Below are 23,950 nucleotides of genomic sequence, written 5' to 3' on the forward strand. Positions count from 1 at the left end.
AGTGACCGGTCAACCGTTCCAAGACTGGGCCTATCGTAAAGGAGTGCATCTATGTGCAGATTGCCCTTGACACAGAAGGATCACCAAAGCACCAGTGCTTCCTTAGCAGGTCCCAATGGGCACTTTTCCACTGACATTGTCGCTGTTTGGCCTTAACGAATAATCATCCAAAAAGGCACTGTACAGAACCCTGCCCCACAAAAGGGCGGCGTTGATGATAAAGGTTTGCGTAATATCTTCCAATGACCCAACGTACTTGACATTCATATTTTGTTCTTAAGCATCTGGGTTATTTAAGAAATCTATTCCAGCTCATATTCTATCCAAAAACATCAAAATTAACAGTGTTCACTGAAAGGGTTAAATACCATTGATGAAGCCATTGTTTTTGAAGTATGTAAAAAAAGAATTCCCTAACAAAGCTATTGGTACCGACCAGCAAAAATTTCAACCCAGAATTTATACGAACTCTTTTCTAGCTCGCCATCCAGTATGTCATCGAAAAGTTGGTCAAAATTGATAGGGTTTAACTAAGGAACAACGTAGTATTGTACATTGTAGAGTTGATGGAAAACTTGCAGAATGGACAATTGACTCAGTCAATGAAACTTCCAGTGCAAATTTTAATGTTCATGTTTCTCCCGAACATACGGGAGTACACCATGAATCCATCAAAACTACATCAGAAGTACACATGGTACTTTCAAAGGACACTACGGGCCCACGAAGCAAATTTCAGATTCACCGTTTCCGCGAATTACCCTAATGGAATATCATTTTTTCTAGCTGTCTATCACTCAGCTAAAAAATAGTTTTGCCAGTCTTAAATTTATTTACATCATCCCTTATCCCAGCAATCCGAAAATACAACCGTATAGCCCAAAATCGTCTTTGGTGATACCGGAAATCTCCACCTCGACTAGGACCTGATCCCAACCGCACTGGAAATTACCAATCCCCATAGCCAAAAACTCATGTGGCTATAATAACAAGGACCTCCCCATTCATGCCAAAGTTTTTGATTATTTCTTAAAGTTCATTATTCATATCGGCAGACTTGGTAGTGATACGCCTACAAATTTCCTATCTATAATTGTTCTCGTGGACATAGGTCAATATTGGGATATCCGTGCTCTCAAGCAGCACTTCTCCCATAAGGTGGAGGTCATTGACTTTCTTTGCATCGGACAATCCATTGAGCTTTAAGGCAATCAAATCATAGGAACTGGTCAATAATCCGTTGAGCACCCCGGATACTATCGTATCATCATTAACGATTTCCAAATTCGCTTCATGCAAACCATGGATTTCAGTAAAATCCTTCATGCTTCTTTTCGTTTCCTTGGTCGTAAGCCAACTTTCGCGGGTATTTACATAAACAAAGGTCAGTTTGGCTTTTGTTATTCTCTGGATAAGTTTCAAGTTCTCAATCGCCTTTACTGCCGTATTAAAAAAATCCGTGACTACCAAGATATGCTTGATGGATTCCAGGGATACTTCCTTTTTTAAACTCATCACAGAGCCTTTCGCAAACCTTAGGATATCTCTGGTGGTAGACCCGATGTGATTCGGTATTTGTCGATTCTTATAACCCATAAAGGTATAGCTGACCTCCTTATCGAAAGTTGCATTAAGAATGTTGGAGGATGCAGATCCACTAACAATATCGACCTCCAAGCCTTCCATAGATCCAAACATCTTGGTGATATCATCAATCACGGCACTGGCTCCTTCATCGATCAAAGTTTTTTCCAGGGGTTTTATCCTGTCGGACCCAAGATAAGGGTACTCCGGAAAGTCAAGGCAATGCAATACTTTAAGTTTATACCCCAATCGAGCTGCAACCTCTTTTCCTAATTTCAAAGAATACTTGGCTTCTTGGGAAAAGTCGTAGGGAACTAAAATTTTCGAGCTCATATTATCAATTTTTTTAGATTTTAATCTTAATCACGATAAATACTTTTAATCATACATTGACCGAATTTTCATTATATGACACGCCAATAAACCGACTTAAAATTGTGGACCACACTATGACTTCATTCAAATGACCACAATCAAGACAGGTCCTTGACCTATGAAATGCCATAGATATTGGTACTTTTATGCATATTCAAAAATACCTATTAAAAATTGAATTTATATCAATAAACAAAATAAATAATAAGAATATTTTGAATTTGTTCACTGGCTGTCGTTGTAGGTTGTCACAGCAATTATTTTCTTACAAGTTAATCCTCCCATGAAAAACAAAAGACAACATCTAGACGTTTTCACTGTCCTCTTGGTAATTACTTCACAATAGGTGGTTTCTGACCAATACCGTGATGGCTACTTTGGATAACCGACAGAAACAAACTATTCATATAAGGGTTCAATTCCTAAATACGGCACACCAAAATCCAATGGAAAAATAACGATGAAGTCACTGGAATAGAGCGCTTAACCATAGGATCTTTTTTCAAAGAGCATTCATCCTATGTAGGGCCATTATTTTGTTGAAATATAATGTCGCCACCTTCAACTAGGCATACCCACGACCCCATCCCGCCCCTCATCCAAACCAAACTGTTCTTCATAATATCCATATCCCACCTAAACACCATATTCCAATAAGGGACATGCATCTTGAACCCCAGGTCTTCTAAATAAAATATCAATCTTACCCTTGGCAATTTTGGCCCCTGCCCAAAGAGCTTTGATTTGTGCATCAAAAACGCCCGGATATCCTAATTTGTCCAAACCCAAATCCAATGTTCCAACTCACCCCTTTTTCTTTTCCATTAAATTTGTCATCATATTTTGAATCCAAGTACCTATCAATCGTCTCGACCGTAAAGATGCTTAAGGCAACACCCAAGGCAATATCGGTAAGCCAATGTTGTCCCTCCCATAATCTAGTGGCTCCAGGGACTGACCCTATAACATATATACCCGCTTTCAGCCATGGATCTTTAAATTGTTTGGCAATAGCATGTGCATTTGTAAAAGCAAGAATGGTATGTCCCGATGGAAATGAATGGAAACTTCTATTGGTGTTGAAGGGGTCAAAGGTATCCTTACCATTACCGTATTCTGGACGTGCCCTTCCCACCATGGATTTGACTACTTGCTGCAACAATCCGGCAGATGAAGCTGATGCCAACAATAGGACCCCCAAGCGCCTGGTCCTTTCATCCTTGATCAACAACCCTGTCACATAAACGCCCCCGGTAAGCATATAATTGTAGGTTGGGCTACCTACCCTTGCTCCATAATAGTTTACAAAATCAGGGACTCCATCTCGCTGCCTACTAGCAAATTGGGACACCTGCTCATCAAAAAGATATATTAGGCCCGTCCCCGCCACTACTGCCCCTAAGGTCATCCATTCCTCACCTTTCCAATGTAGGGGCCTAGAGTACGAGTGCACAATCCCTCCGAAGACATTCCCCATATCATATTTGAACAACTCCCATGTCCCAGTCTGCAGGGAATCCGATTGATCTTCCATCTGTGCTTGAGCTCCGATGGACCAAAAAACAACAATAAAGACCAGTACGAAATTTTTAAAAGTTTCAGTTTCCTTGTTTGGGCCTTTTTCTTTTTCAAATAGCATGACTTCCATTTGCCAAATAAAACTTGTTTTGTAAACACTGAACACTGTATCAAGCCAATCATATCAAGCAAAACCTTTGCTCAAAGGTCTCGACAATATGGCTTTTTGCACCGTATTGCTTTTATAGGCCTCCCCATACCCTTGGGCCATGAACGGACAATAGGTTAACATTAAACCCTTATGTCCCTGTCAGGTTGACCATCGTCAAAAGCAGCAAGATTTGCTTATATCCCCCTATTCCTCAAGCTTGCCCCTCAGATAATAATGCAAAATGCCTCCATTCTTATAATAGTCCACCTCAATAAGGGAGTCCAATCGGGCCATTACCTTAAAGGTAATTAAGCTCCCATCACGTCTTGTTGCTGTGACATCCAATATCTTTTTTGGGGAAAGTCGTTGGGAAATCCCTGAAATTGTAAAGGATTCATTTCCATTCAGGCCGTGGCCCTCAGCACTTTCCTCTTTTAAAAACTCCAAGGGGAGGACTCCCATACCCACTAGGTTACTGCGGTGGATCCTCTCATAGCTCTCGGCCAGAACTGCCTTTATCCCCAATAACAATGTTCCTTTTGCAGCCCAATCCCTTGATGAGCCACTACCATACTCCTTTCCCGCCAAAACGATCAAATCCGTGCCAGTGGACTGATAGCGCATAGCCGCATCAAATACGGTTACATCTTCTTGGGAAGGAAAATAACGGGTATACCCACCTTCCTTTTCCGCTAACTCATTCTTGATTCGCACATTGGCAAAGGTACCCCGCATCATAACCTCATGATTTCCTCGGCGAGAGCCATAGGAATTAAAGGACCTTCGGTCCACTCCATTGGCCTTGAGATAGCGTCCGGCCTCGGAAGTTTCGGAAAACGCCCCTGCGGGAGAAATGTGGTCCGTGGTTATGGAATCCCCCAATTTAAGCAATACCCTTGCGTTTTCAATATCCCGGGGTTGCTTTACTTCCACTGACAATCCCTTAAAAAAAGGAGCCTCCTTAATATAGGTACTTTCCTCGCTCCACTGATAATTTTCAGATGGTACAAACGCCAAGTCCTTCCATTGTTCCTCACCATCGAAAATCACATCGTAGGTCTTTTCAAAATCCGATTTTTTAATAGATTCTGAAATCACCGCTTGGATTTCCCGGTTGGAAGGCCAAATATCCTTAAGATAAACCGGCGTTCCCTTATTATCCATTCCCAGAGGTTCCATGGTAAGATCCACATCAATGGTACCGGTAATTGCATAAGCAATGACCAAAAGCGGGGAAGCGAGAAAGTTGAGTTTGACTTGTGGATGAATCCTAGCCTCAAAATTACGGTTGGAGGACAGAACAGCGGCAACACCGAGATTGTTCTTGTTAATGGCCTCCGAAATATCAGGATCCAAAGGTCCACTATTCCCTATGCAACTGGTGCATCCATACCCTACCGTATAGAAATTAAGCGCTTCCAAATCGTTTTGTAGACCGGAACGCACCAGATAATCTGTGACCACCTTGCTTCCTGGGGCCAAGCTTGTCTTCACCCAAGGCTTAACGTTCAGCCCCCTGTTCCTAGCGTTTCGTGCCAATAGTCCGGCACCTACCATTACACTGGGATTGGAAGTATTTGTGCAACTAGTGATGGCCGCAATGGCAACTGCCCCGTTTTCAAGGTAGAAGCCCATTTTATCTCTCTCCACCCAAGCGAGCTTCCCTTTCGAAGCCCCTACTTTTTCCAATAGGCCGGGAAAATCCTTTTTGATTCGATCGATGGGAATCTTATCCTGGGGTCGTGTTGGACCGGAAATGGTCTGCACGATGGTCCCCAAATCCAAACTTATGGTATCAGTATATTGTATTTCCTCCTTTCCGGTACGCCAGAGCATATTCTTCTGGGCATACGACTTTACCCTATCGAGCAAATTTTTCGGCCTCCCCGTAAACCGCATATAATCGATTGTCTGTTCATCTATAGGAAAATAGGTCACGGTACAACCAAATTCAGGGGACATATTGGCAATCGTTGCCCGATCTGGTACGGTCAAATGATCGAGCCCTTCCCCAAAGACTTCGACAAACTTGCCGACAACCCCGTATTCACGCAGTAGATTTGTGATGGTAAGCACCATATCCGTGGCGGTGGTACCGACGGGAAGCCTTCCTTGAAGCTCCAGGCCAATCACTTCCGGAGAGGAAAAATAAATGGGTTGACCGAGCATGGCAGCTTCTGCCTCAATACCTCCGACCCCCCAGCCCAATACCCCGATACCGTTTACCATGGGAGTATGTGAATCCGTTCCTACAAGCGTATCGGGAAACAACCAATTGTCCCTAAGACTGATTCCTTGCGCCAGATTTTCCAAGTTGACCTGATGGCAAATGCCCATACCAGGGGGGACCACCCTAAAATTATCAAAAGCACTTTGCGCCCATTTGAGAACTTTGTAACGCTCCCCATTGCGCTCATATTCTTTGGATACATTCTTGGGATAGGCATCCTTACTTCCGTAAAAGTCCACTTGGACCGAGTGGTCCACGATAAGGTCCACTGGTATGGAAGGATTGACCCTTGTCCCATCTTTCCCCCTCCGAATCATTTCCGAGCGAAGGGATGCAATATCAACAATGGCTGGAACTCCCGTAAAGTCCTGCATCAAAACCCTGCCCGGTTTATAGGGTACATCCGCATCCGATGGCTGGTCTGCCCAATGGGCCAAAATATTGTAATGTTCTTTGGTAATGGAAAAACCATCATAGTTTCGAATTACGTTTTCCAATAGTATCCTTATCGAAAAGGGTAGTTGTTCAATTGTAGGGATCGAACCGAGATTCACCATTTGATGTCCTTCGGGAGTTGCTATAATTCTACGTATCGTTTCCATGTGTCAAAGGTTTAAGTCACTAGTAATTTACGAATTGAAGGGCACATGGACAATAGGCTAAATTATCATGGGGCCACCTCATCTGCCCTAGGTACGGTTTCCCATCGATATCATAGGGAATGGCAGATGATATGGCATCAATACCTTCCAAGGCACATCAATAATGGCCAACCTTTAGGAGGGCCCTATTTGAGCATTGCAACAGCAAAAAGTTTCATGTTGCTATGCTTGGGAAGAACATCCTCCAAAAACTCCAACTCCTTAGGATTAGCCGTATAGACTGTCAAATCTTGGGTAGACCTTAACTTAGCCACCAAATATCCAAAGGCAATGGTTCCCTGTTTAATCTTCCAAGCATACATTAGATCATGATTCAGATATCTATCCACACTATATTGGATAAACTGTTCCGTAGTGTGTTCCTCCATACTTATCACCTCCTGGCTATTCCGTAAAAAATCCTCCAATTCGGCAACGCCATATTCTTCCCACAGGTAAATAGCTAGATAGGTAATGACCCCTTTTTGAAAATCATATTTTTCCTCTACTTCCGCTCCATTGACCTTATCAAAGGTATAGGGAGTCGTCCCAAAACTCATAAACAGACTGCACTCTAGAAGTACCTTACCTAAATTCGTGCTAAAATCATCAAAATTCAACATTTTACATTTTATTCATAATATTTAACGGCATCAACAGTTACCCCTTCGGCATCCCAGCTGAAAACAAAATTCCCATAAGATTGCTTTTTCAGTGTTTTCAAAGCCTCATCTTTTGCCCTTACCCATTTTCCTTTATTCCTTCTGATACGAAAATTCCTCGCCCAATAAAAATAGTGTGAAAGGCTGCTCGACTCCTTTCAATCGTTCCAAAGTGTGAACCGAAATTGGTTTGTGCCGCAATTCTCTATAAACTTCCTCGGATACTATAAAATTATTGTTGAACTTTTTGGTTAGATCTTGTATCCTAGCCGCTACATTTACAGGGTATCCCATTACCAATGGATGTGGATTATCTTGAATTAAGAGATCTCCTGTAACTACCTTTCCCAAATGGACACCAACACCTATTTCAATTTCTTGGTTAAAATATCTTTTAAAATACTCCCCGTTCAATTTTTCCAAAGCCTTGAACATTTCCCAAACAGAGGCAACCGCCTTGTTGGTACTTTCCCTCGTTGTTTGGTCAAAGCCGAAGGCCGCATAAAGCCCATCTCCTGCCGTTTCAATGATCCTCCCATTGTTCGCTTTGATAATTTCTTCAAAGTGATAAAAGAGCTTTCTTACCACATGGATCACATCAAAGGCCAAATGGTGTTCCACAAAGGGAGTGAAGTTTCTAATATCCAAAAATACAAGGCACAGCCGCATTTCTTTCCCTATGTTTTCTCCTTTCATGATCTTGTTTCTTAGGTACAACGGATAGTCGCTCTCATCGTTCATGATACGCTTGACCTTAACAGATCCACCTTTTACATAAGTCTGGCAGGCAAGACGGACGTTATCCGGCAAATCAAAGTACTTCTGTACATTTCGTTCCGCAACATTTATTTCCGAAAGATGTTCCTCGCCGTGAATCACCAAAATCCGACAGGTGGAACATCTTGCCCTCCCACCACATTCACAACAGAAAGGGATTTTCTTTTTCAAGGCCGCCTTTAAGATGGAATCATCCGAACTGATCAAAAATGAAGCATCGTTGACAATGGTGATGTGATGATATCTTCTAACCTTATCATTCATCGTCCCCTGTAATTTTCCATCCACGTACCAGCGCCCTGTACAGGTTGATGACACTCACCTTGCGTTCAAGCACATCCAGAATCCCCTGCATTTCCACGGACAACAAATTTTGCTCCGATGTCAGTACATCGGTATAATTGGTCTGTGAATTGTTTTCCAATAATCGTTTGGCATAAAATACCGACGTATTCAAGGCATCCCATTGGCCCAATCTTTTATTGTACTTGATATCATCTGCCTGTTGATAGGCAAACAGTGCATCCGTGACCTCTTGGCCAGCTTTCAGCATCGTCTGCTCGAAATTGTAGTAGGCAATCTGTTGTCCGGATTTTGTGACTTCCAGACTTGCCTTCAAGGTTCCACAATTGAAAATGGGTTGCAATAGTCCACCTGTAATATTGGCAAATAACCCTACATTCTTCTTAAAAAGGTCATCAAGCTCGAAACTCGAAAAACCAACGGCCCCAGTAATGGTAAATGATGGATGGAAACTGGCACGGGCCCCATTGGCATTTTGAAATGCCCCTCGATGGGCCAAATCAGCTTGGACGGTCTCTTTCTTCCCACATGAACCAACCAAGTCCAATAAAACAATGGTCAAAAATGAAACATTGGGTAGGTTCTCATCCATAGTAGTTTTGAAATTGGCATATATGCCCCTTTTGGGCATTAAGAAAGGAATTACCCAAGATCAAAGTATTTGATATGCAAGGATATAAAAGGTTTAAAACCACACCCGGACAATCATAAAACCGGGCATGGTTTAAGGACTCAGAGAGCGAGTTACACAGCTGCTAAATACCGCTTTTCGACTTCATGCCAATTAACTACATTCCAAAAAGCATTGATATACTCTGGCCTTTTATTTTGATAATTAAGATAATAGGCGTGCTCCCAAACATCCAACCCAAAAATAGGGGTGCCTTGGTCTGGTGCGGTATCCATCATGGGGTTATCCTGGTTTGGTGTCGAGGTTACTTTCAATTCACCATTCGCAGCAACAATCAACCAGGCCCATCCAGATCCAAAACGGGTAGCGGCAGTATTGGAAAAGATGGTTTTAAACTCTTCAAAAGAGCCAAAGGTATTTTCAATGGCCTCCAATAGTTTAGAAGGCATTTCCGATCCGTTGGGCGTTAAAATGGTCCAAAATAAACTGTGGTTGTAATGACCTCCCCCATTGTTACGGATACCACTGGATAGCTTTGACACTTTTCCGAAAAGGTCCTCCAAATCCGACCCTTCCAATCCAGCCTCTTCCAGTGCCGCATTCAATTTGTTTACATATCCTTGGTGATGCTTGGTATGGTGTATTTCCATTGTTGTGGCATCAATGTACGGTGAAAGTGCATCGTAACTATACGGTAATTCCGGTAATTTGTGACTCATAATATGTAGATTTGATTTAAATATCTTTTGATAACAACACAAAGATAGTATATTTACACAATAAAACAAATATTTACTTTGTTTATTATGGATAAGATGATACAGGAAAATGAGCGCGCCTTGTGCATCCTTAAAAATGAAGGGGAAAAAACCTTAAAGGATTTGGCCAAGATGCTCTGTATAACAACGGAAGGTGCCAGGTTCCAGCTTTTAAAATTGGCGAATGAAGGATATGTAAAATCAGAAAGCCGTGCCAAAGGAAGGGGGCGGCCACAACAATTTTGGTCATTGACCAAAGAAGGACATGCAAAATTCCCCAATAAACATTCTGAACTGACATTACGACTTATCAATAAAATCAAGGAAGATTTTGGAGAGGAGACATTGTCCAAAATCATCACTTCCACAGGAAAAGATAATCTCGACAACTATCGGAAGACCATAGCTGAAACGGACACCCTGGAAGAAAAAGTCCAAAAATTGGCACAATTAAGGGAGAAAGAGGGGTACATGGCCACGTTTGAAAAAACGGGGGATGGCCACTTTGAACTTATCGAAAACCATTGTCCCATTTGTGATGCCGCCAGCATTTGCCAAAAGTTTTGCTCATCGGAGCTCAGTGTATTCCAAGCAGTTTTTGGCCCCAATATCCAAGTGGAAAGGGTAAGACATATTCTGGCCGGTGACAGGCGCTGCACCTATTTGATAAAGGAAAAATCAAATACTTAAAATCAATTTATCCAACTAATTTTCCGGAAATGTACATGATTGACCCAACTCGGGATTATTATGGACGATTAGGGTCCCATCGGCAATGGGAACCTATGGAAGGCTTAAAAAATGGGGTGACCCTTCCATAACATCCTATAACCTAAATTGATTGCCACTGTACATTCCATTTTTGTAACAATTGGAATCCTCATTCGTATAAAATAAGACGAGTTCGGCACCAGGTTCAGCCTCCAATTTTATGGATTCCTCTTTGATGACAACACTTTCTTCCTTGAGCAGTTCTGTGGTTTCATTCAATAACAGTTGCCCTTGAAAAACATACAATAAGGCGATTAGGCCTTTCTGTGGGAGCTTTGGCAAAGTGAATCGTGTTATCTCATCTATGGCAATATCATATATCCAGGTTTCGCTAGTGAAGCGCAATGGGGTTTGGTTTCCCGGTGAAGCCAATAATCGCCATTCATCTAGGCTATCAGTTTCATCCAAATCAAAAAAAGAGACCTTTGGCCTGTCATCTTTATATTGGGGCCTAATAAAAATCTGAAGGCCTTCCAAAGGTTCCAGAATTTGCTCCTCGTGGTGGAATATCTTTCCTGCCTGCATCAACATTAACTTTTTTCTTGATATTTCGGCGGTTATGTTTTCCGAATCAATGTGTTTTGACACACCTAACCTAAAATAGGACAGAATATCATCATTGATATGCGGATGCATCTTTATAGTTATCCCAGAAGGGATCTGGGCATGATCTATCTTTCCGATAGTACCCAATCCAGTATCTTCGTTTGTCATCCCCCATCCAGGGAACAAACTGGAAATTTTTTGACTTCTGATCTTTTTCTCTATACCGTGTTTGTGTATCATATGTTTTATCTATAGCAGTTCCAATTTTTCATAATAGAAATTTACTCTTTTTACCTGCACATCCCAACCAATAAAGATGGGAATCCTATGGGATCCTTTTGCACCCACCTTCCTGCATTCAATGCCGATTACAATACAAGCACCCTCTTAACGACACACCATTGGTCAAGCACAGATAAAAAATATTCTTGTGTCCATACATCCTCAAAATGGACTCCGCTGCTCAGGATGAGGTTGTCCGTAAGGGCTTCCATTGTCTTTTGGGGTAAGCACGAAAAAAGCATTGGACAAAGAAATACGACCTAATCGATTCGTATTCCCCATCAAAACCACAGATTCCCATCCCATACCAAAAGTTCGGCAGAAAGGTTCAAAAATCAAAAAAAAGCAACCTTAAACGGTTGACCTACTCGTATTGGGCCATGGTGATTTATTGTACTCCAATCCTTCATCAACGGCAAAACAGTTGATGACACCGTCCCCAACAACCTAATTCTTCATTCTAAAAAAATTAAACTCGTTGCTTTTAATGACATACCCAACACGGATCATACTTCTTGATTCTTCGTATTCAAGTAAACTTTCCCCTTGCCCCCAATACCATTCTACCATAATATATTGATTCGATATATTTTTCCCAAAAGGTGCAAAATAAAGGCGTGGGCGAAATACACCCTTTGCTTTAAAATTCAGTCCTTTTCTGAGCATCAAATTAAGGTATATCCTATTCTTTTTCAATTCATGTTCCAGATTGATCTCCCCCAATCCTGCATACTCCAACAATTCTGGATTACCGCTTCTGTAACCAAATGGTATCCAGACTTTGAGTTCGGTCACCGTTCTCTTGGTCAGGCTGGTGATAAAACTGCCGGAAATTCGGTTCCAGCTCCTTGAATAAATACTGTCCCGGCCATTGGATTCGTGCTCAAAAGCAATGGTTGCGATACCCTCCAGTTTCTGGTTTTTGTTAAAAACGGTTTTTCCCAGCACCAAACTCGGGTTAAAATTGATATCCCGGAACGGGTAGGAATCTTTATAGATGTTCCAAAAGGCCTTTTGTGTATAGGTAATGAACAGATAGGTTTCCCATGGAAGCTTGTCCCTTGTAATCATCTGTTTGAAACTTATCTGGTATTTGGCATCTGCCGTATTGCTATTGATGTCGTTGGTCAATGGTACTCCAGTGATAAAATAGTTATCCTTGTGTATTGTGAAATAAGAAAAGTTTTGGATGGAATCACTCAATTCAGACTTGCTTATTCTTTGTGCATTACAGCATGGAACACAAAACGGGAGTATAAACACAAAACAACATAGTATTTTACTAAAATTCATGGCTGTACATTTTTTGGGTGTTTTTCAAAGGAACACCTGAAAATCAAAGCGCAAAGATACACCAATACTACCGGATCGGTCTTACTTGAACACTTTTCGCACTACACCGCCAATAGAACTACACAACCTGTTTTTGAAACGAACCAACACTCGGGGCACCGCTTGGAAACCAAATGCTTTTTGAATGTCCGAGGCACCAATGGATCCGGCCTTGCACCAAATACAATGGTCAATTCGAATATGTCCATGGAATACCGATTGCCATATCGGTCAAAAATACCACAATGATGCTTCCTACGGATTGGTATATTTTTATGACCAAGACCCAAAAATCAGAACCTATTTTCATAAAAAGTAAACAAACAGAATGTAATTGTTAACATAAATTTATCACTGTGAACATTGTTTCCAAAAGCTCGGCATAAATCATTCAACTAATTGATTACAAACTACTTAATGGCATTTCATTTTTTAATCACACCACTATTTCGCATTTTTCTCCCGCTTGGCAAAAAAAATGGACAATATTTAACCCCAGTACGTGTTTCAATAATGATTAACTTGACAGATGTAAGAATTGGACCCCATTGGGGCATACTTTATGGACCTTTCAACGATTCGGAATAGGAAAAGAGGGGTGTTATTATGAAATGTTGAAGGGAGAAGAATTTAATTTTCTAGGAATTACCATAAGAGAAGAGATATAAAAACTATAAAAAATGATTCCAAATTCCACCTTGCTCGAACAGGCTGAGAGTTATGCAAAACAGCTTCTGATCAATGTTCTCGACCCTAATTTTTTATATCATAACATCGATCACACCCTACGGGTTGTACAATCTGTCCGGGAAATGGCCGAATATCATCGTCTTCCCAAGCAGGAAACCGAAACCTTGTTATTGGCAGCATGGTTACATGATATAGGGTATATTAAAGATCCACAGCACCATGAGGACAAGGGAATGGTAATGGCGCGTGATTTTTTAGAAAAACACGGCTGCCCAGAGAACCGGATAAAGAAGGTGGAATCCCTGATTGCCGCCACAAAAATGGGATATAAACCAAAAGACTTTTCAGAAAAGATCATTTGTGATGCAGATTGCTCCCATTTTGGTCAAGCGAGTTACCATATAATAGCGGAACACCTTCGACAAGAATTCATCAAACGGGGCATTGTTTCCTATTCTCCAAAAGAATGGGCGGAACAGAACATCGATCTTCTCCAAAACCGCCATACCTTTTATACGCCCTATGCCAAGGATAACTGGGAGCCCATAAAACAAGAGAATATCAAAAAGCTTCTAACGGAAAACGTCTCCTTAGACGATTGCACTACAAATGGTCCATCGGACAAAACATCATGATGCTCCAAGAATATCCCTCGCAAAATCTTTTTTGTCCTTGTAGATTTGGACGTCAATACGAAGGGGGTTAACAAGCTCCATCCCACCCATCAAATAGAGATGCTTTTCCATGCAAATATTGGAAAGCAATCGGCTACGGATATAATAAAGGAAGACGTCCGTTTCTGTTTCATTTCCTAAATAGACACACTACTCCCGGTTGGAAATAATGGAGTAATGATTGTAAATCGGCAAGGTATAAGCCATTCAGTATAGTATGTGTTCATTGAAAAAATCACTATTCCCAATACTATCTTATCAAGACGGATAAAAAACAAAACAAATAAATTGATGTTGACTTGCTCCATTGCCAGTCCCAGATTTCGCACCATACCCCTTTTTGTGAATCCACCCTATCAAATGTCACATTATCTTTGAAAATGGAAAGCTGTGAGCCAATGCTTCTCATTTCCATCAAGGAGTCTTGTGCTTAAAAGAAGAGCAATAGGTTGTTTCAAGATATTTTCTTCTAGAAATCCATTAATGGCTTTAAGGCTATGGACCTAAAGCTATGGAACTCATTTAAACTTTTTTAATTTGAACTTTTTCAGGGTCAATATTATGAATGACATATGCCAAGATCAGAACGAAATTCCCCGGTATAAATTCAAATACCTAAGAAACAATTAAGCCATATCCACTATTAGAGCCAATTAAGGTTGGTATGCTGAACTTAAGCCTATGCAATTTATACCTATTTATGGTCACTTCATCCATGTTTGTTGCCCGCAACGTGACAAAGATTTAATTTTCCAGTCCCTAAATCATAGATACAATGAAACTTGACCTCGTGATTGTTGACGATTCCCGCTTATGGCTTTCCCTTGCAGAAAAACTTGCAAAGCTCCATCCTCTGGTGGGAAGGGTAACAACTTTCCAGGACTCTATTGATGCCTGGATCCATATTCAGACCTGTAAGCCCCAAGTTGTCATGACCGATATTGAGATGCCAGGCATGGATGGGCTTTCTTTTCTTGAAATGTTCGGGGGAAGAATCCCTTTTATATCCAGTTCCACAAAGGACGGATATGCTTTAATCGCGAGAGAACTGGGATGTATCGATTTTTTGTGCAAGCCCTATTCCAAAGATTATTTCGATATGGCCATCACTTCTGTTCACCATACACTTTGCCATGATTCCAGTACGGCCTTTAAACCATTGACCAAGCAATTCTGAAGAAAGGCGTTCATCGTTATTTTGGAGGAACTCTATTATGGTGTACCTGAATATCCAAGGAAAATCACCCTTGAGGCTATCCATGGAAGGGCTTCACTTCAGTTTGAATATATGAACTGCTATGTCACAGGTTTTGAAACCCCTACTCAAGTCCATCCCAAAAATCCATGTACATATCATGAGGACAACTCCTATGGAAAGGCCACGTACAAATATGCGCTAGAGCATCCGGTGGGTTCCTCCTCGTCCATATACTTTGAAGAATCCTATGCCGAGGTTTCTCTAAAGAGCATATCCCATAAAATAAAACTTTATTGATTTACTCAATGGGGTAAAAGACTTGTTACGATACCGCATGAGCATAATATGGGGGAACCAAAACGGTCAGCAGTAATTGAATGTTTAGGTATTTTAACCCTGTACTATACTTGCGATTTTCCATTTGTGGTAATTGAAATTGCGCAATTCGAACTGGAAAATTATCAACTACACCATATTCGGCTAAAATCAATTTTTGATTGTTTATTTTTATTGTTTTATATATAATACCCATAATGCCACCGAAAAATTCCTCTACTTCATCAAAACCTAAATATTCAACAGCAGAACACATAAGAGGCCCAAAGAGTAGATTATTGGAACTCTTATTTGTATTTAAGGTCGCAGGACAATTTTTGAAAGGTTTTAGATTATTTCATTTTATAGGGCCTTGCGTTACGGTATTCGGTTCTGCCAAAACTGTTAAAACCGATTATTTCTATAAAAAAGCATACGACATAGGAAAAGGAATTGCTGATCAGGGCTTTACCACAATGACAGGTGGTGGGCCTGGTATTATGGAAGCTGCCAATAAAGGGGCTTATGAAAATAATGGGCTTTCCGTAGGCTGTAACATTAAGCTGCCTTTCGAGCAAGAACCAAATCCGTATATGCATCGATTTATGAATTTTAACTATTTCTTTGTTCGTAAGTATATGATGCTAAAATATTCATATGCCTTTATAGTTATGCCAGGGGGTTTTGGAACGATGGATGAACTCTTTGAAACACTAACATTGATACAAACGGCAATGATTGAAAAATTTCCTGTTGTAGTAATAGGGACAGATTATTATGATAAGCTTTTTGAGTTTCTTGAAATAATGTGTCAACGAGAATCCATCTCACAAGAAGACTTAAAGCTTCTGAAATTTACCGATAGTGTCCATGACACAATGATCCATATAGCAACATACATGGATATCATACCAAAACCTAAAAGACCCCTGTGGTTGCTCTATGAAAAAAGAATAAAAATAGCTAGACAAAGATTATTCAATAATGGAAAAAAGAATTAAAGTATTTGACGACTATCATGAGTTGGTGCCCTTTTCAATGGAGAAATTGGCGGATTCCATAAAGGTAATCGGCTTGCCAGAGCCTAAACAACAGTTTGTGCTAAACCAAGTCAAGTCAATACTTTATGATGGTATTCCTGTAGAAGAAATTTTTGAATACGTTTTTAAGCTTCTCAAGGAAGAAGGAAGTTCCAGTGCTGCAAAATATAAACTCAAAAGAGCTCTTTTTGAATTGGGTCCAACCGGGTACCCTTTCGAAAATTATATAGGGGCAATATTGACGCAAATGGGTTTCAATACAGATGTAGGCGTTATTCTTCCAGGTAAATGTGTGAATCATGAAGTAGACGTAATGGCCACTAAAGAGGGTAAGGCCTTTATAGTAGAATGTAAGTTTCACTCCAGTGACGAAAGGAAAAGTAATGTAAAAGCTCCATTGTATATTAAGGCCCGTTTTGATGATGTCCGTGATACATGGAACAATAAAGATGTAGAAATCATCGGTGGATGGCTAATTACCAATACCTGTTTTACTGAAGATGCGATTGCTTACGCAAATTGTGAGAACTTGATGTTATTAAGTTGGGATTACCCTAAAAAAAGAGGGCTACGAGCCATGATCGATCTTTTTAAAATGTATCCTGTTACTTGTAGTACCATCCTTTCAAAAAAAGAAAAGCAAGAGCTTATCAATCGAAATATTGTACTTTGCAAAGACGTTGTTGACAACCCTAAAGTCTTAAATCAATTTCGAATTTCTATGGATAAAAAACAGCAGGTTATTGACGAATTCAAGGAAATTGTCACTCATAATGGATAGAGTGGATTCAGTAAAGATTATCTGTTCGGCAATGAAATGAATCCATGGCATTGTATTGAATATTTGCTATTAGTTATATTACCATAAGGCCATAGCATATCCTTGTTCAAAACACATCGTATCTTATTTCCATCATGGATTTCAATAATTAATATTTTGTTGGCCGGTCAATTATCGTCTTTTTTGTTCAATTCAGAATTATTCAATGATTCCCGAACATAGAAATAAACCCATTCCAAAAATTCATAATCATTACTAAAAAAAAGTTGGACCCTTCAACAATAATTGAAGTAAAAGCTCAAAACGCTCTTGATATGTTTGACTTATTTCACCGTGCCCATCATACAGTTCACTGCGTTGAATAGGTATGCTCAAGGGAGCGGTCCAAGCACGCAATGCCTTTGCCACGGCATCCATTGCAGTTATGCCCTGTATGGCCTGAACACCATCAGCCCAACAGACCAATCCTACCACCTTACCACTTAGATAGGGATGTGTTTCCCTTGAACTATATTCCATCCAGTCCAGACAGTTTTTCATTGCCCCGGTCATACCTCCGTGATAGAGTGGACTTAACCATATATGTATGTCGGGTTCCCTGAACATCTGGTTCATACGGACCACTGATTCAGGTACCTTGCCCATAGGAACCTCAAATACCGGAATCTCGGAGTCGGTAATGGTAAATACATTGGTTTCAATTCCTAGGTTACCCAGAAGTTCTTCCAAATACCCCGTAAGACGTTTAGCAGTTGTATTCTCGCTGCGTTCGACCGCACCATTGAATATTAATGCCTTCATTTTTCCTTTCTTTTATAGATGACCTTGGGCAGCCCGGCTTCCCCATAAAACAGGGCAGCAACCCATGGTTTGAGTTTCTCCGTGATGGACATATACAGTTCGGGAGCTATGTGACTGTTTTGCTGGACCACAACCCGTTGCCCTTTGAGATGGGAAAAATCAGATGATTCAATGGATTCCCGCCATAATCGGAGATTCAATTGATCAGGGGTTGCCAAAGCTATTTCTGAGGCTATGCCCTGCAATTTTGCGCTAATGGCCATAAAGGCCCATTGGGGCACAATGGCATCTTCAGTACAGGCCACAGCTACAGGTTTGCCCCTAAAGAACTCCCAATCCATTTGTGACAGAAATAACCTAAATTCCTTTTCCACCAAAATCATTCCATGGGTCAAACCATCTTTGATATCAAATGGCTGACTTTTCTCTTTTGGTTGATATTCTAGAAGGTCTAAGGTTAATATTCCATTTTGTACCATCCCTATTATAGATTTCAATTTTAAATCAGGAGTGCACAAAAGTGCACCCCTGAACCCTCAACTAAAAAAACCTTGGGAAACACAACCCTTACCCAAGGATTTTCCTTTATTCGTTAGCAGCCATTATGGTCACATCTATATTACCTCTCGTCGCATTGGAATAAGGACAAATTTGATGTGCAAAATCTGCCAATTCCTGCGCTTTTTCCAAATCGACATCAGGAATGTTAACCACCATCTCGACGGCCAATTTATATCCTCCTTCTTTGGTTTGCCCCAAACTGACCTTTGACGTCACGCTTGTAGTACCGGTCTTTATCTTCGATTGTGATATGGCCAAATCAAGGGCACTCCCAAAACAAGCCGAGTAACCTGCGGCAAAAAGCTGTTCCGGATTGGTATATTCATTATTGGATCCACCAAGGCCAGTGGGCATCCTAACTTCAAAATCGAGGACATTGTTATCACTTTGCACATGTCCATTTCTACCACCTATGGTGGTTACAGTTGCAGTATATAATGTTTTCATTATTGTCAATTTAATTGTTCAATATTATTTTAGTTATAATGTCTTCCCCATATTCATACCCTTCCACCTTCCAATCAAGAACCTGCCAAAAGGCACTCATATAATCTGCCTTGTTCTTTATAATTTCACGTAAAAGGCACGTTCCCAGATTTCAAGCCCGAAAATTGAATATACCTGATTTATAATGTTGATGTCCATTCTTCAATGCTTTATTGAAACCTTCCCCAAGTCTTTGATGATAGCGAAGCCTTGAGGCTTCAACATCAACAATGTGCTTCGAAGCATCATAGGGATACGTCAACTCAGCTAGAGCATATATGATTGAAATTTTATATCATAGTTGACTTCACAAAGATAAAGGTAATTTTAATTAAACAAAATTTTTACTTGTTTTATTATGTTTAATGAGGCGAAGTTGATTTAAGTCCTTTGATATTGCCCGAGCATACAAATTTTGGTATTGTCAATACTGGTTATAAGACATTATAACGCTTTAAAAATTTTAGGCCGATCGCGCATAAATTAATCAACCCATAAGACACCATTAAAAACCAATTCAGCAAAATATGTCAGTTTTTATAATGGGTTATTGGAAAAATATTTGAATTGTCCAACAACCCTATCAGTAGGAAAATCTGCATATCAGAAACATGGATCAATAATTTAAAATAAGCTTGAAAATGATTAATTTATGACCGATGGAAAAAAAAGGTGCTTTTTCTAAACCTAACACAGAACATCCGACAAATCTCACAATATCATCCAAATTTCAGAGTTTAAAAGCTTAAAATTATGATTTCACTGGATTGTCCTTTTCATGGATGCCCCCAGTAACCTCATTACGCGTTCGGAAGGTTCAATTTGATATGTAGCCATCATTCGATCTGTCTCTTTCCGGATACCGCCCAAAAATTTTGCCTCTGTAATAATCCCCTCTTTATGGTCGGCCAATGCCAAATACCATTTAAAATAAGAAAAGGACATATAGTTTTTTACGAACTGGGACTCCCGCTCAATAAGGTTGTACCGTCTGATAGTTTTCTTTATTTGCTTGAACTCTTCCAAGTGCACCAATGTTTCTATATAGGTCCTGAAGAACTTGTTCCAATTGTGTTCCAGAATATCCTTTTCATAAATGGACAAACGATTCTCGGCATACCGTCTGGAGTTAAGGTACTGACCGTTATCGTTATAACTTTTCATCAAAGATGAAATGAACAGGGTACGGTTGTATTTGTTGGACATCTGTCTCGCAAACGGCCGTGCTTCTATCAAAAGGTCCAATGCCTCTTTCGACCTCCCCAATTTGGACAGGTTAAAGGAGTAATTGTTTAAATACATGATATAATCGTTCCCCTGTTCACTTATGGATAATTTACCATAATACAGTGCCAAATCGTAATGGTTCATCTTCATCAGGATCAACTGCTTGTTACCATAATAGTTCAATAGCAATTTTTTGGAATAGCATGACCCATCTTCCAATTTTGGTTCCAATTCCCCATAATACCCAAGTACCTCTTCTAAATTGTCATCCTTGAGAAGTGACACATAACTTAGCAGAATAAGGGTTTGGTATCGGTTGTAGCCATCCAATCCAGCATCGGACCAAAGACGGGTAAGCCAGGAAATCCATTTGATGGAATTTTGGGAAATCTTCAGGTTGTGGTAATCCGTCACAATGTCCACCGTGGCCTGCGTCATCCTGTTGCTTACTTCCTTGCAACGGGCATAATCGTCGTGGTAGTCATGGACAAACTTATGGATCAGCTCATAATCGTTGAGCCGTACACGTACCAAAAGAAACATGAGGTAGTTTTTGACCACCTCGTAAAAACGGATAAAATGAAAATGGTGCGGCTCATACTGCTTGATCAATTGCAATAGTTCCTTTTCCTCATCCGAGGATATGGTATCTGTCTTGATCCTGATATCAAAATAGTTGAGCCGCTCGTAATACTGATCGGTGCAAAACCCGTCCAATCGGGACTGCATCCAGTTCATCAAATGGGAATACTTGCGTTTGTCTATTTTCGGGTCATACTCCCTGGCCCTTTCCGTACCGCATACATTATGAAAAAGAATCTCAAAAATCTGCGCCCGTTCTTCATCCTGAAACTGCTTGACACTGTTCAACAAGATGACTTCATGGGGCAACAAAGATTCCGCATAGGTTTGAAATTTCTTGAGCTTCATACAATCCAACTACTTTATTAAAATTCAATTTCCCCACTGCGGATTCATCCAAAATTGATCTACATGACCAATCCACCGTCCACACTGAGTACGGTGCCATTAATGAAACTGGCTTCATCCGAAGACAAGAACACATAGGCATTGGCAATATCCTCTGGGGTCCCCATTCTTCCCAGTGGGGTTTTTTCCTCCAGATTCTGGATTACTTTTTCCGGAATGGTCCCTACCATTTCCGTGGCAATGAATCCCGGGGCAACGGCATTTACGCAAATTCCTTTCCTTCCCAACTCTCGCGCCCAGACTTTGGTCATTCCTATTACGCCCGATTTTGTGGCCACATAATTGGTTTGTCCAAAATTTCCGTAGAGTCCTACGATGGAAGCGGCACTGATGATTCTTCCACTACCCTGCTCCACCATGTACTCCGAAATGGCTTGGGTACAGTTGAAAACACCCGTCAAGTTCACATCAATGACCATTTTCCACTGTTCAGGGGTCATTTTCTTCAATGTGGCATCCCGTGTTATACCTGCGTTGTTGATAAGAATATCAATTTTTTGATGGTTTTTGATTACCTCGGCTACTGCAGCATCCACAGAAGCACGATCCACCGTATTCACCTCTTGAAAATGAAAAGGCATACCTTTATATGTATTGAAAAGATCTCCTGCTGCCTTAGCATCTATATCCCAACAAATAACGGTGGCACCCTCTTCCAGAAATCTTTTTACCGTAGCTTTACCTATTCCTTTGGCCCCGCCTGTTATTACGGCAACCTTATTCTTTAGTCGTTCCATGTTTTAAGTTTTGAATAAAGCTAAAGCATTCCTCCAGTTGACAAGTTAACAAAACTCAATATTTGTTTATTGACTATTACCACTAAACTTTTATAAATATCTTATTATCAAATAAATATGATACACTAAATATATATTGACTTTTTATTTTAAATACTTAAAAATAGAGTATTTTATATATAATATATGCTTTCACCTCTAAAAAAGGAACAAAATGGACTAAAAAGCCTCAAAAAGTCAATATCCAAATTCTAAAAATTATTTCCATCTTTTCCATCAAAAAAAATAATCTTTAAATGCGACTTTCACATAATTACACTATACATATTATGGAATGTTCATTTTTTTAATACCCCTATCACTGATTTTAAATTATGACTGACTCATACCAAATCACCACATTGATCGTACTTGGCGGATTCATGTCCGTTCTCTTCTATTTGGTATACAAGTCAAGAGTCAAGACAGAGAGCCTGGAAGTATATGCCGTAGGCAATAAATCATTCTCCTCGCTGTCCGTGGCCCTTTCTTTGGCCGCTTCCATTACCAGTGCCGCCACCTTTATCATCAACCCAGGATTTATAGCCCTATATGGTCTAAGCGCCTTCTTGGCTTTTGGAGTGGTGATGCCCTTTGCCATTTATGCCGCCCTTATCATCTTCATCAAACGGTTTCGCAAATATGGTATGAACGTCAAGTCCATTTCCATTGCGGATTGGGTTGGAAAACGATATGATTCCCGCTTTCTAAAGATATTTTTTGGCTTTCTGAGCATGCTGTTGATCACCTTCATTGTACTGATCTGTGTAGGGATGACCAAAGTGGTCAGCAAAGCCCTGAATGCCAACGAGCTTACCATTCTCATCATCATTGTAGTGATTGTGTTCACCTATATGATGATCGGTGGTGCCAACACCATGGTCTACACCAATTCTGTACAGGCCATCTTAATGATCATTGTAGCCGTATTATTGCTCGGTTCCGGTGCCGCCCTGCTTTTTAAGACCGGGGACGATGGTTTTATCCATCAGTTAAATCTCATCGACCCGTCATTGACACAGGCATTCAACGAACAAAGTCCATTGTTTCGGGATTTCTTTGAAGTGGTGGTCTGCAACACCATTGTGGGTATAGCCATAGTTTGCCAACCCCATATTTTGACAAAATCATTGTTGATCAAAAAGGATTCACAGGTCAACCGATTCTTGCTCTACACTGTTCTGGTGCTGATTTTATTTTTCTCCGTGGTGTTTGTGGGAATATATGCCAGATTGAGCTTTCCAGATTTAATGTTCAATGGCACCAAATTGAACATGGATGGAATTGTATCGGCCTATGTGCTTCATAGATTCCCGGTGTATGTGGGCATTGTGGTGATCTTGGGACTTCTGGCAGCTGGGTTGTCCACCTTGGAAGGCCTTATCCAGTCCATTCCCACCACCATCACCAATGATTTTATCCTGCCCATCGCCAAAATAGCAAAGCTAAATACGGCACCCATGAAAATAAACAAGGTATTGACGGTTATTGTTGGGATTATTGCCATCCTGTTGTCCTATGACCAGTTGATCAACCCGAGCCTTAGTGTTGGCATCTTTGCCCAAAATGGGGTATATGCCTTCTTCTCGGCTGCTTTTGTTCCTGTGTTCTTTGGCATTTTCACAAAAACCCGAAACAAATGGATTCCCATTGTGGCATCCTTGGTAGCCATCTTCACCCATTTTGGGGTGTACTATCTGGAACTCACCCCCTACATGGAAGGAATGGCCGTTAAAAATCCAGCCATTGCCTCGGCATTGGCATTGCTACTGTCTACCCTTACCGGACTTATCATATACGCCATAAAACCTATGAATAAAAAAATGACCCCATATGTCAATTCTTAATAA

23 protein-coding genes are annotated in these 23,950 nt (G+C 40.5%); 7 read left to right on the plus strand and 16 right to left on the minus strand.

Translation table 11 applies throughout. The features are described from left to right. Positions 1 to 102: 102 nt before the first annotated feature. The 8 genes from SD450_RS14435 to SD450_RS14470 all read right to left on the minus strand — a co-directional run bounded on the left by SD450_RS14435 (position 103) and on the right by SD450_RS14470 (position 9,591). Positions 103 to 267: a hypothetical protein gene (locus SD450_RS14435; protein WP_318345166.1), complete on the minus strand. Its 165-nt coding sequence runs from the start codon at positions 265 to 267 to the stop codon at positions 103 to 105. A gap of 816 nt (positions 268 to 1,083) precedes the next feature. After that, on the minus strand, positions 1,084 to 1,917 hold the full coding sequence (locus SD450_RS14440; protein ID WP_318345167.1) for a universal stress protein: 834 nt from the start codon (positions 1,915 to 1,917) through the stop codon (positions 1,084 to 1,086). 793 nt (positions 1,918 to 2,710) lie between these two features. After that, a complete protein-coding gene (locus SD450_RS14445) occupies positions 2,711 to 3,598 on the minus strand; it encodes a phosphatase PAP2 family protein (RefSeq protein WP_318345168.1) in 888 nt (295 codons plus the stop codon). A gap of 234 nt (positions 3,599 to 3,832) precedes the next feature. Next, positions 3,833 to 6,415, minus strand: coding sequence for an aconitate hydratase AcnA (gene acnA, locus SD450_RS14450; protein WP_318345219.1), 2,583 nt, complete (start codon positions 6,413 to 6,415; stop codon positions 3,833 to 3,835). Between the two features lie 230 nt (positions 6,416 to 6,645). Continuing rightward, positions 6,646 to 7,059, minus strand: coding sequence for a hypothetical protein (locus SD450_RS14455; RefSeq protein ID WP_318345169.1), 414 nt, complete (start codon positions 7,057 to 7,059; stop codon positions 6,646 to 6,648). 195 nt (positions 7,060 to 7,254) lie between these two features. Then, positions 7,255 to 8,202 carry an adenylate/guanylate cyclase domain-containing protein gene (locus SD450_RS14460; RefSeq protein WP_318345170.1) on the minus strand — a complete coding sequence of 316 codons (948 nt, stop codon included), beginning with the start codon at positions 8,200 to 8,202 and terminating at the stop codon, positions 7,255 to 7,257. Continuing rightward, positions 8,195 to 8,833, minus strand: a complete 639-nt coding sequence (locus SD450_RS14465) for a TolC family protein (RefSeq protein ID WP_318345171.1) — start codon at positions 8,831 to 8,833, stop codon at positions 8,195 to 8,197. The genes SD450_RS14460 and SD450_RS14465 overlap by 8 nt, the downstream gene beginning before the upstream one ends. Before the next feature lie 152 nt (positions 8,834 to 8,985). Next, positions 8,986 to 9,591, minus strand: coding sequence for a superoxide dismutase (locus SD450_RS14470; RefSeq protein ID WP_275616892.1), 606 nt, complete (start codon positions 9,589 to 9,591; stop codon positions 8,986 to 8,988). Positions 9,592 to 9,678: 87 nt separating this feature from the next. On the opposite strand from SD450_RS14470, the gene SD450_RS14475 reads away from it, so the two are divergent. Beyond that, positions 9,679 to 10,320 carry a helix-turn-helix transcriptional regulator gene (locus SD450_RS14475; protein WP_318345172.1) on the plus strand — a complete coding sequence of 214 codons (642 nt, stop codon included), beginning with the start codon at positions 9,679 to 9,681 and terminating at the stop codon, positions 10,318 to 10,320. Between the two features lie 135 nt (positions 10,321 to 10,455). On the opposite strand, the gene SD450_RS14480 is transcribed toward SD450_RS14475, so the two are convergent. Both SD450_RS14480 and SD450_RS14485 read right to left on the minus strand, forming a co-directional pair. Continuing rightward, positions 10,456 to 11,187, minus strand: coding sequence for a pirin family protein (locus SD450_RS14480; RefSeq protein WP_318345173.1), 732 nt, complete (start codon positions 11,185 to 11,187; stop codon positions 10,456 to 10,458). A 489-nt stretch (positions 11,188 to 11,676) separates the two neighbouring features. Next, complete coding sequence (locus SD450_RS14485; protein ID WP_318345174.1) at positions 11,677 to 12,432, minus strand: phospholipase A; 756 nt, start codon at positions 12,430 to 12,432, stop codon at positions 11,677 to 11,679. 809 nt (positions 12,433 to 13,241) lie between these two features. Here SD450_RS14485 and SD450_RS14490 point away from each other — a divergent pair. The 3 genes from SD450_RS14490 to SD450_RS14500 all read left to right on the plus strand — a co-directional run bounded on the left by SD450_RS14490 (position 13,242) and on the right by SD450_RS14500 (position 15,420). After that, entirely contained in the window at positions 13,242 to 13,886 is a 645-nt protein-coding gene (locus SD450_RS14490; protein WP_318345175.1) for an HD domain-containing protein, read from the plus strand. A gap of 814 nt (positions 13,887 to 14,700) precedes the next feature. After that, the gene (locus SD450_RS14495; protein ID WP_318345176.1) at positions 14,701 to 15,102 is read left to right on the plus strand and encodes a response regulator; all 402 of its coding nucleotides are present in this window, start codon (positions 14,701 to 14,703) and stop codon (positions 15,100 to 15,102) included. A 21-nt stretch (positions 15,103 to 15,123) separates the two neighbouring features. Next, positions 15,124 to 15,420, plus strand: coding sequence for a hypothetical protein (locus SD450_RS14500; protein WP_318345177.1), 297 nt, complete (start codon positions 15,124 to 15,126; stop codon positions 15,418 to 15,420). Between the two features lie 25 nt (positions 15,421 to 15,445). Here SD450_RS14500 and SD450_RS14505 read toward each other — a convergent pair whose 3' ends face one another. After that, on the minus strand, positions 15,446 to 15,715 hold the full coding sequence (locus SD450_RS14505) for a hypothetical protein (RefSeq protein ID WP_318345178.1): 270 nt from the start codon (positions 15,713 to 15,715) through the stop codon (positions 15,446 to 15,448). Positions 15,716 to 15,737: 22 nt separating this feature from the next. Here SD450_RS14505 and SD450_RS14510 point away from each other — a divergent pair, with 22 nt between their 5' ends. Together SD450_RS14510 and SD450_RS14515 are read left to right on the plus strand one after the other, a co-directional pair. Continuing rightward, entirely contained in the window at positions 15,738 to 16,439 is a 702-nt protein-coding gene (locus SD450_RS14510) for an LOG family protein (protein WP_318345179.1), read from the plus strand. Then, entirely contained in the window at positions 16,423 to 17,259 is an 837-nt protein-coding gene (locus SD450_RS14515; protein WP_318345180.1) for a restriction endonuclease, read from the plus strand. The genes SD450_RS14510 and SD450_RS14515 overlap by 17 nt, the downstream gene beginning before the upstream one ends. A 255-nt stretch (positions 17,260 to 17,514) precedes the next feature. Here SD450_RS14515 and SD450_RS14520 read toward each other — a convergent pair whose 3' ends face one another. From SD450_RS14520 to SD450_RS14540, 5 genes are all read right to left on the minus strand, one after another. Next, positions 17,515 to 18,060: an NADPH-dependent FMN reductase gene (locus SD450_RS14520; RefSeq protein ID WP_318345181.1), complete on the minus strand. Its 546-nt coding sequence runs from the start codon at positions 18,058 to 18,060 to the stop codon at positions 17,515 to 17,517. Next, positions 18,057 to 18,539 carry a DUF2480 family protein gene (locus SD450_RS14525; RefSeq protein ID WP_318345182.1) on the minus strand — a complete coding sequence of 161 codons (483 nt, stop codon included), beginning with the start codon at positions 18,537 to 18,539 and terminating at the stop codon, positions 18,057 to 18,059. The genes SD450_RS14520 and SD450_RS14525 overlap by 4 nt, the downstream gene beginning before the upstream one ends. A gap of 106 nt (positions 18,540 to 18,645) precedes the next feature. Then, a complete protein-coding gene (locus SD450_RS14530; protein WP_318345183.1) occupies positions 18,646 to 19,068 on the minus strand; it encodes an organic hydroperoxide resistance protein in 423 nt (140 codons plus the stop codon). 798 nt (positions 19,069 to 19,866) lie between these two features. Then, positions 19,867 to 21,264, minus strand: a complete 1,398-nt coding sequence (locus SD450_RS14535) for a hypothetical protein (protein WP_318345184.1) — start codon at positions 21,262 to 21,264, stop codon at positions 19,867 to 19,869. 59 nt (positions 21,265 to 21,323) lie between these two features. After that, positions 21,324 to 22,061 carry a beta-ketoacyl-ACP reductase gene (locus SD450_RS14540; RefSeq protein ID WP_318345185.1) on the minus strand — a complete coding sequence of 246 codons (738 nt, stop codon included), beginning with the start codon at positions 22,059 to 22,061 and terminating at the stop codon, positions 21,324 to 21,326. Between the two features lie 374 nt (positions 22,062 to 22,435). Here SD450_RS14540 and SD450_RS14545 point away from each other — a divergent pair, with 374 nt between their 5' ends. Beyond that, positions 22,436 to 23,947: a sodium:solute symporter family transporter gene (locus SD450_RS14545; protein ID WP_318345186.1), complete on the plus strand. Its 1,512-nt coding sequence runs from the start codon at positions 22,436 to 22,438 to the stop codon at positions 23,945 to 23,947. The last annotated feature ends 3 nt before the right edge of the window (positions 23,948 to 23,950 follow it).

This window comes from Flagellimonas baculiformis, assembly GCF_033441575.1.
Lineage (GTDB): Bacteria > Bacteroidota > Bacteroidia > Flavobacteriales > Flavobacteriaceae > Flagellimonas > Flagellimonas baculiformis.

Excerpts from the sequence above, each read along its gene's own strand:
- SD450_RS14435 (WP_318345166.1), bottom strand. The coding sequence starts at position 267 with ATGAATGTCAAGTACGTTGGGTCATTGGAAGATATTACGCAAACCTTT.
- SD450_RS14440 (WP_318345167.1), bottom strand. The coding sequence starts at position 1,917 with ATGAGCTCGAAAATTTTAGTTCCCTACGACTTTTCCCAAGAAGCCAAG.
- SD450_RS14445 (WP_318345168.1), bottom strand. The coding sequence starts at position 3,598 with ATGCTATTTGAAAAAGAAAAAGGCCCAAACAAGGAAACTGAAACTTTT.
- acnA (WP_318345219.1), bottom strand. The coding sequence starts at position 6,415 with ATGGTGAATCTCGGTTCGATCCCTACAATTGAACAACTACCCTTTTCG.
- SD450_RS14455 (WP_318345169.1), bottom strand. The coding sequence starts at position 7,059 with ATGAGTTTTGGGACGACTCCCTATACCTTTGATAAGGTCAATGGAGCG.
- SD450_RS14460 (WP_318345170.1), bottom strand. The coding sequence starts at position 8,202 with ATGAATGATAAGGTTAGAAGATATCATCACATCACCATTGTCAACGAT.
- SD450_RS14465 (WP_318345171.1), bottom strand. The coding sequence starts at position 8,833 with ATGGATGAGAACCTACCCAATGTTTCATTTTTGACCATTGTTTTATTG.
- SD450_RS14470 (WP_275616892.1), bottom strand. The coding sequence starts at position 9,591 with ATGAGTCACAAATTACCGGAATTACCGTATAGTTACGATGCACTTTCA.
- SD450_RS14475 (WP_318345172.1), top strand. The coding sequence starts at position 9,679 with ATGGATAAGATGATACAGGAAAATGAGCGCGCCTTGTGCATCCTTAAA.
- SD450_RS14480 (WP_318345173.1), bottom strand. The coding sequence starts at position 11,187 with ATGATACACAAACACGGTATAGAGAAAAAGATCAGAAGTCAAAAAATT.
- SD450_RS14490 (WP_318345175.1), top strand. The coding sequence starts at position 13,242 with ATGATTCCAAATTCCACCTTGCTCGAACAGGCTGAGAGTTATGCAAAA.
- SD450_RS14495 (WP_318345176.1), top strand. The coding sequence starts at position 14,701 with ATGAAACTTGACCTCGTGATTGTTGACGATTCCCGCTTATGGCTTTCC.
- SD450_RS14505 (WP_318345178.1), bottom strand. The coding sequence starts at position 15,715 with ATGTGTTCTGCTGTTGAATATTTAGGTTTTGATGAAGTAGAGGAATTT.
- SD450_RS14515 (WP_318345180.1), top strand. The coding sequence starts at position 16,423 with ATGGAAAAAAGAATTAAAGTATTTGACGACTATCATGAGTTGGTGCCC.
- SD450_RS14520 (WP_318345181.1), bottom strand. The coding sequence starts at position 18,060 with ATGAAGGCATTAATATTCAATGGTGCGGTCGAACGCAGCGAGAATACA.
- SD450_RS14525 (WP_318345182.1), bottom strand. The coding sequence starts at position 18,539 with ATGGTACAAAATGGAATATTAACCTTAGACCTTCTAGAATATCAACCA.
- SD450_RS14530 (WP_318345183.1), bottom strand. The coding sequence starts at position 19,068 with ATGAAAACATTATATACTGCAACTGTAACCACCATAGGTGGTAGAAAT.
- SD450_RS14535 (WP_318345184.1), bottom strand. The coding sequence starts at position 21,264 with ATGAAGCTCAAGAAATTTCAAACCTATGCGGAATCTTTGTTGCCCCAT.
- SD450_RS14540 (WP_318345185.1), bottom strand. The coding sequence starts at position 22,061 with ATGGAACGACTAAAGAATAAGGTTGCCGTAATAACAGGCGGGGCCAAA.
- SD450_RS14545 (WP_318345186.1), top strand. The coding sequence starts at position 22,436 with ATGACTGACTCATACCAAATCACCACATTGATCGTACTTGGCGGATTC.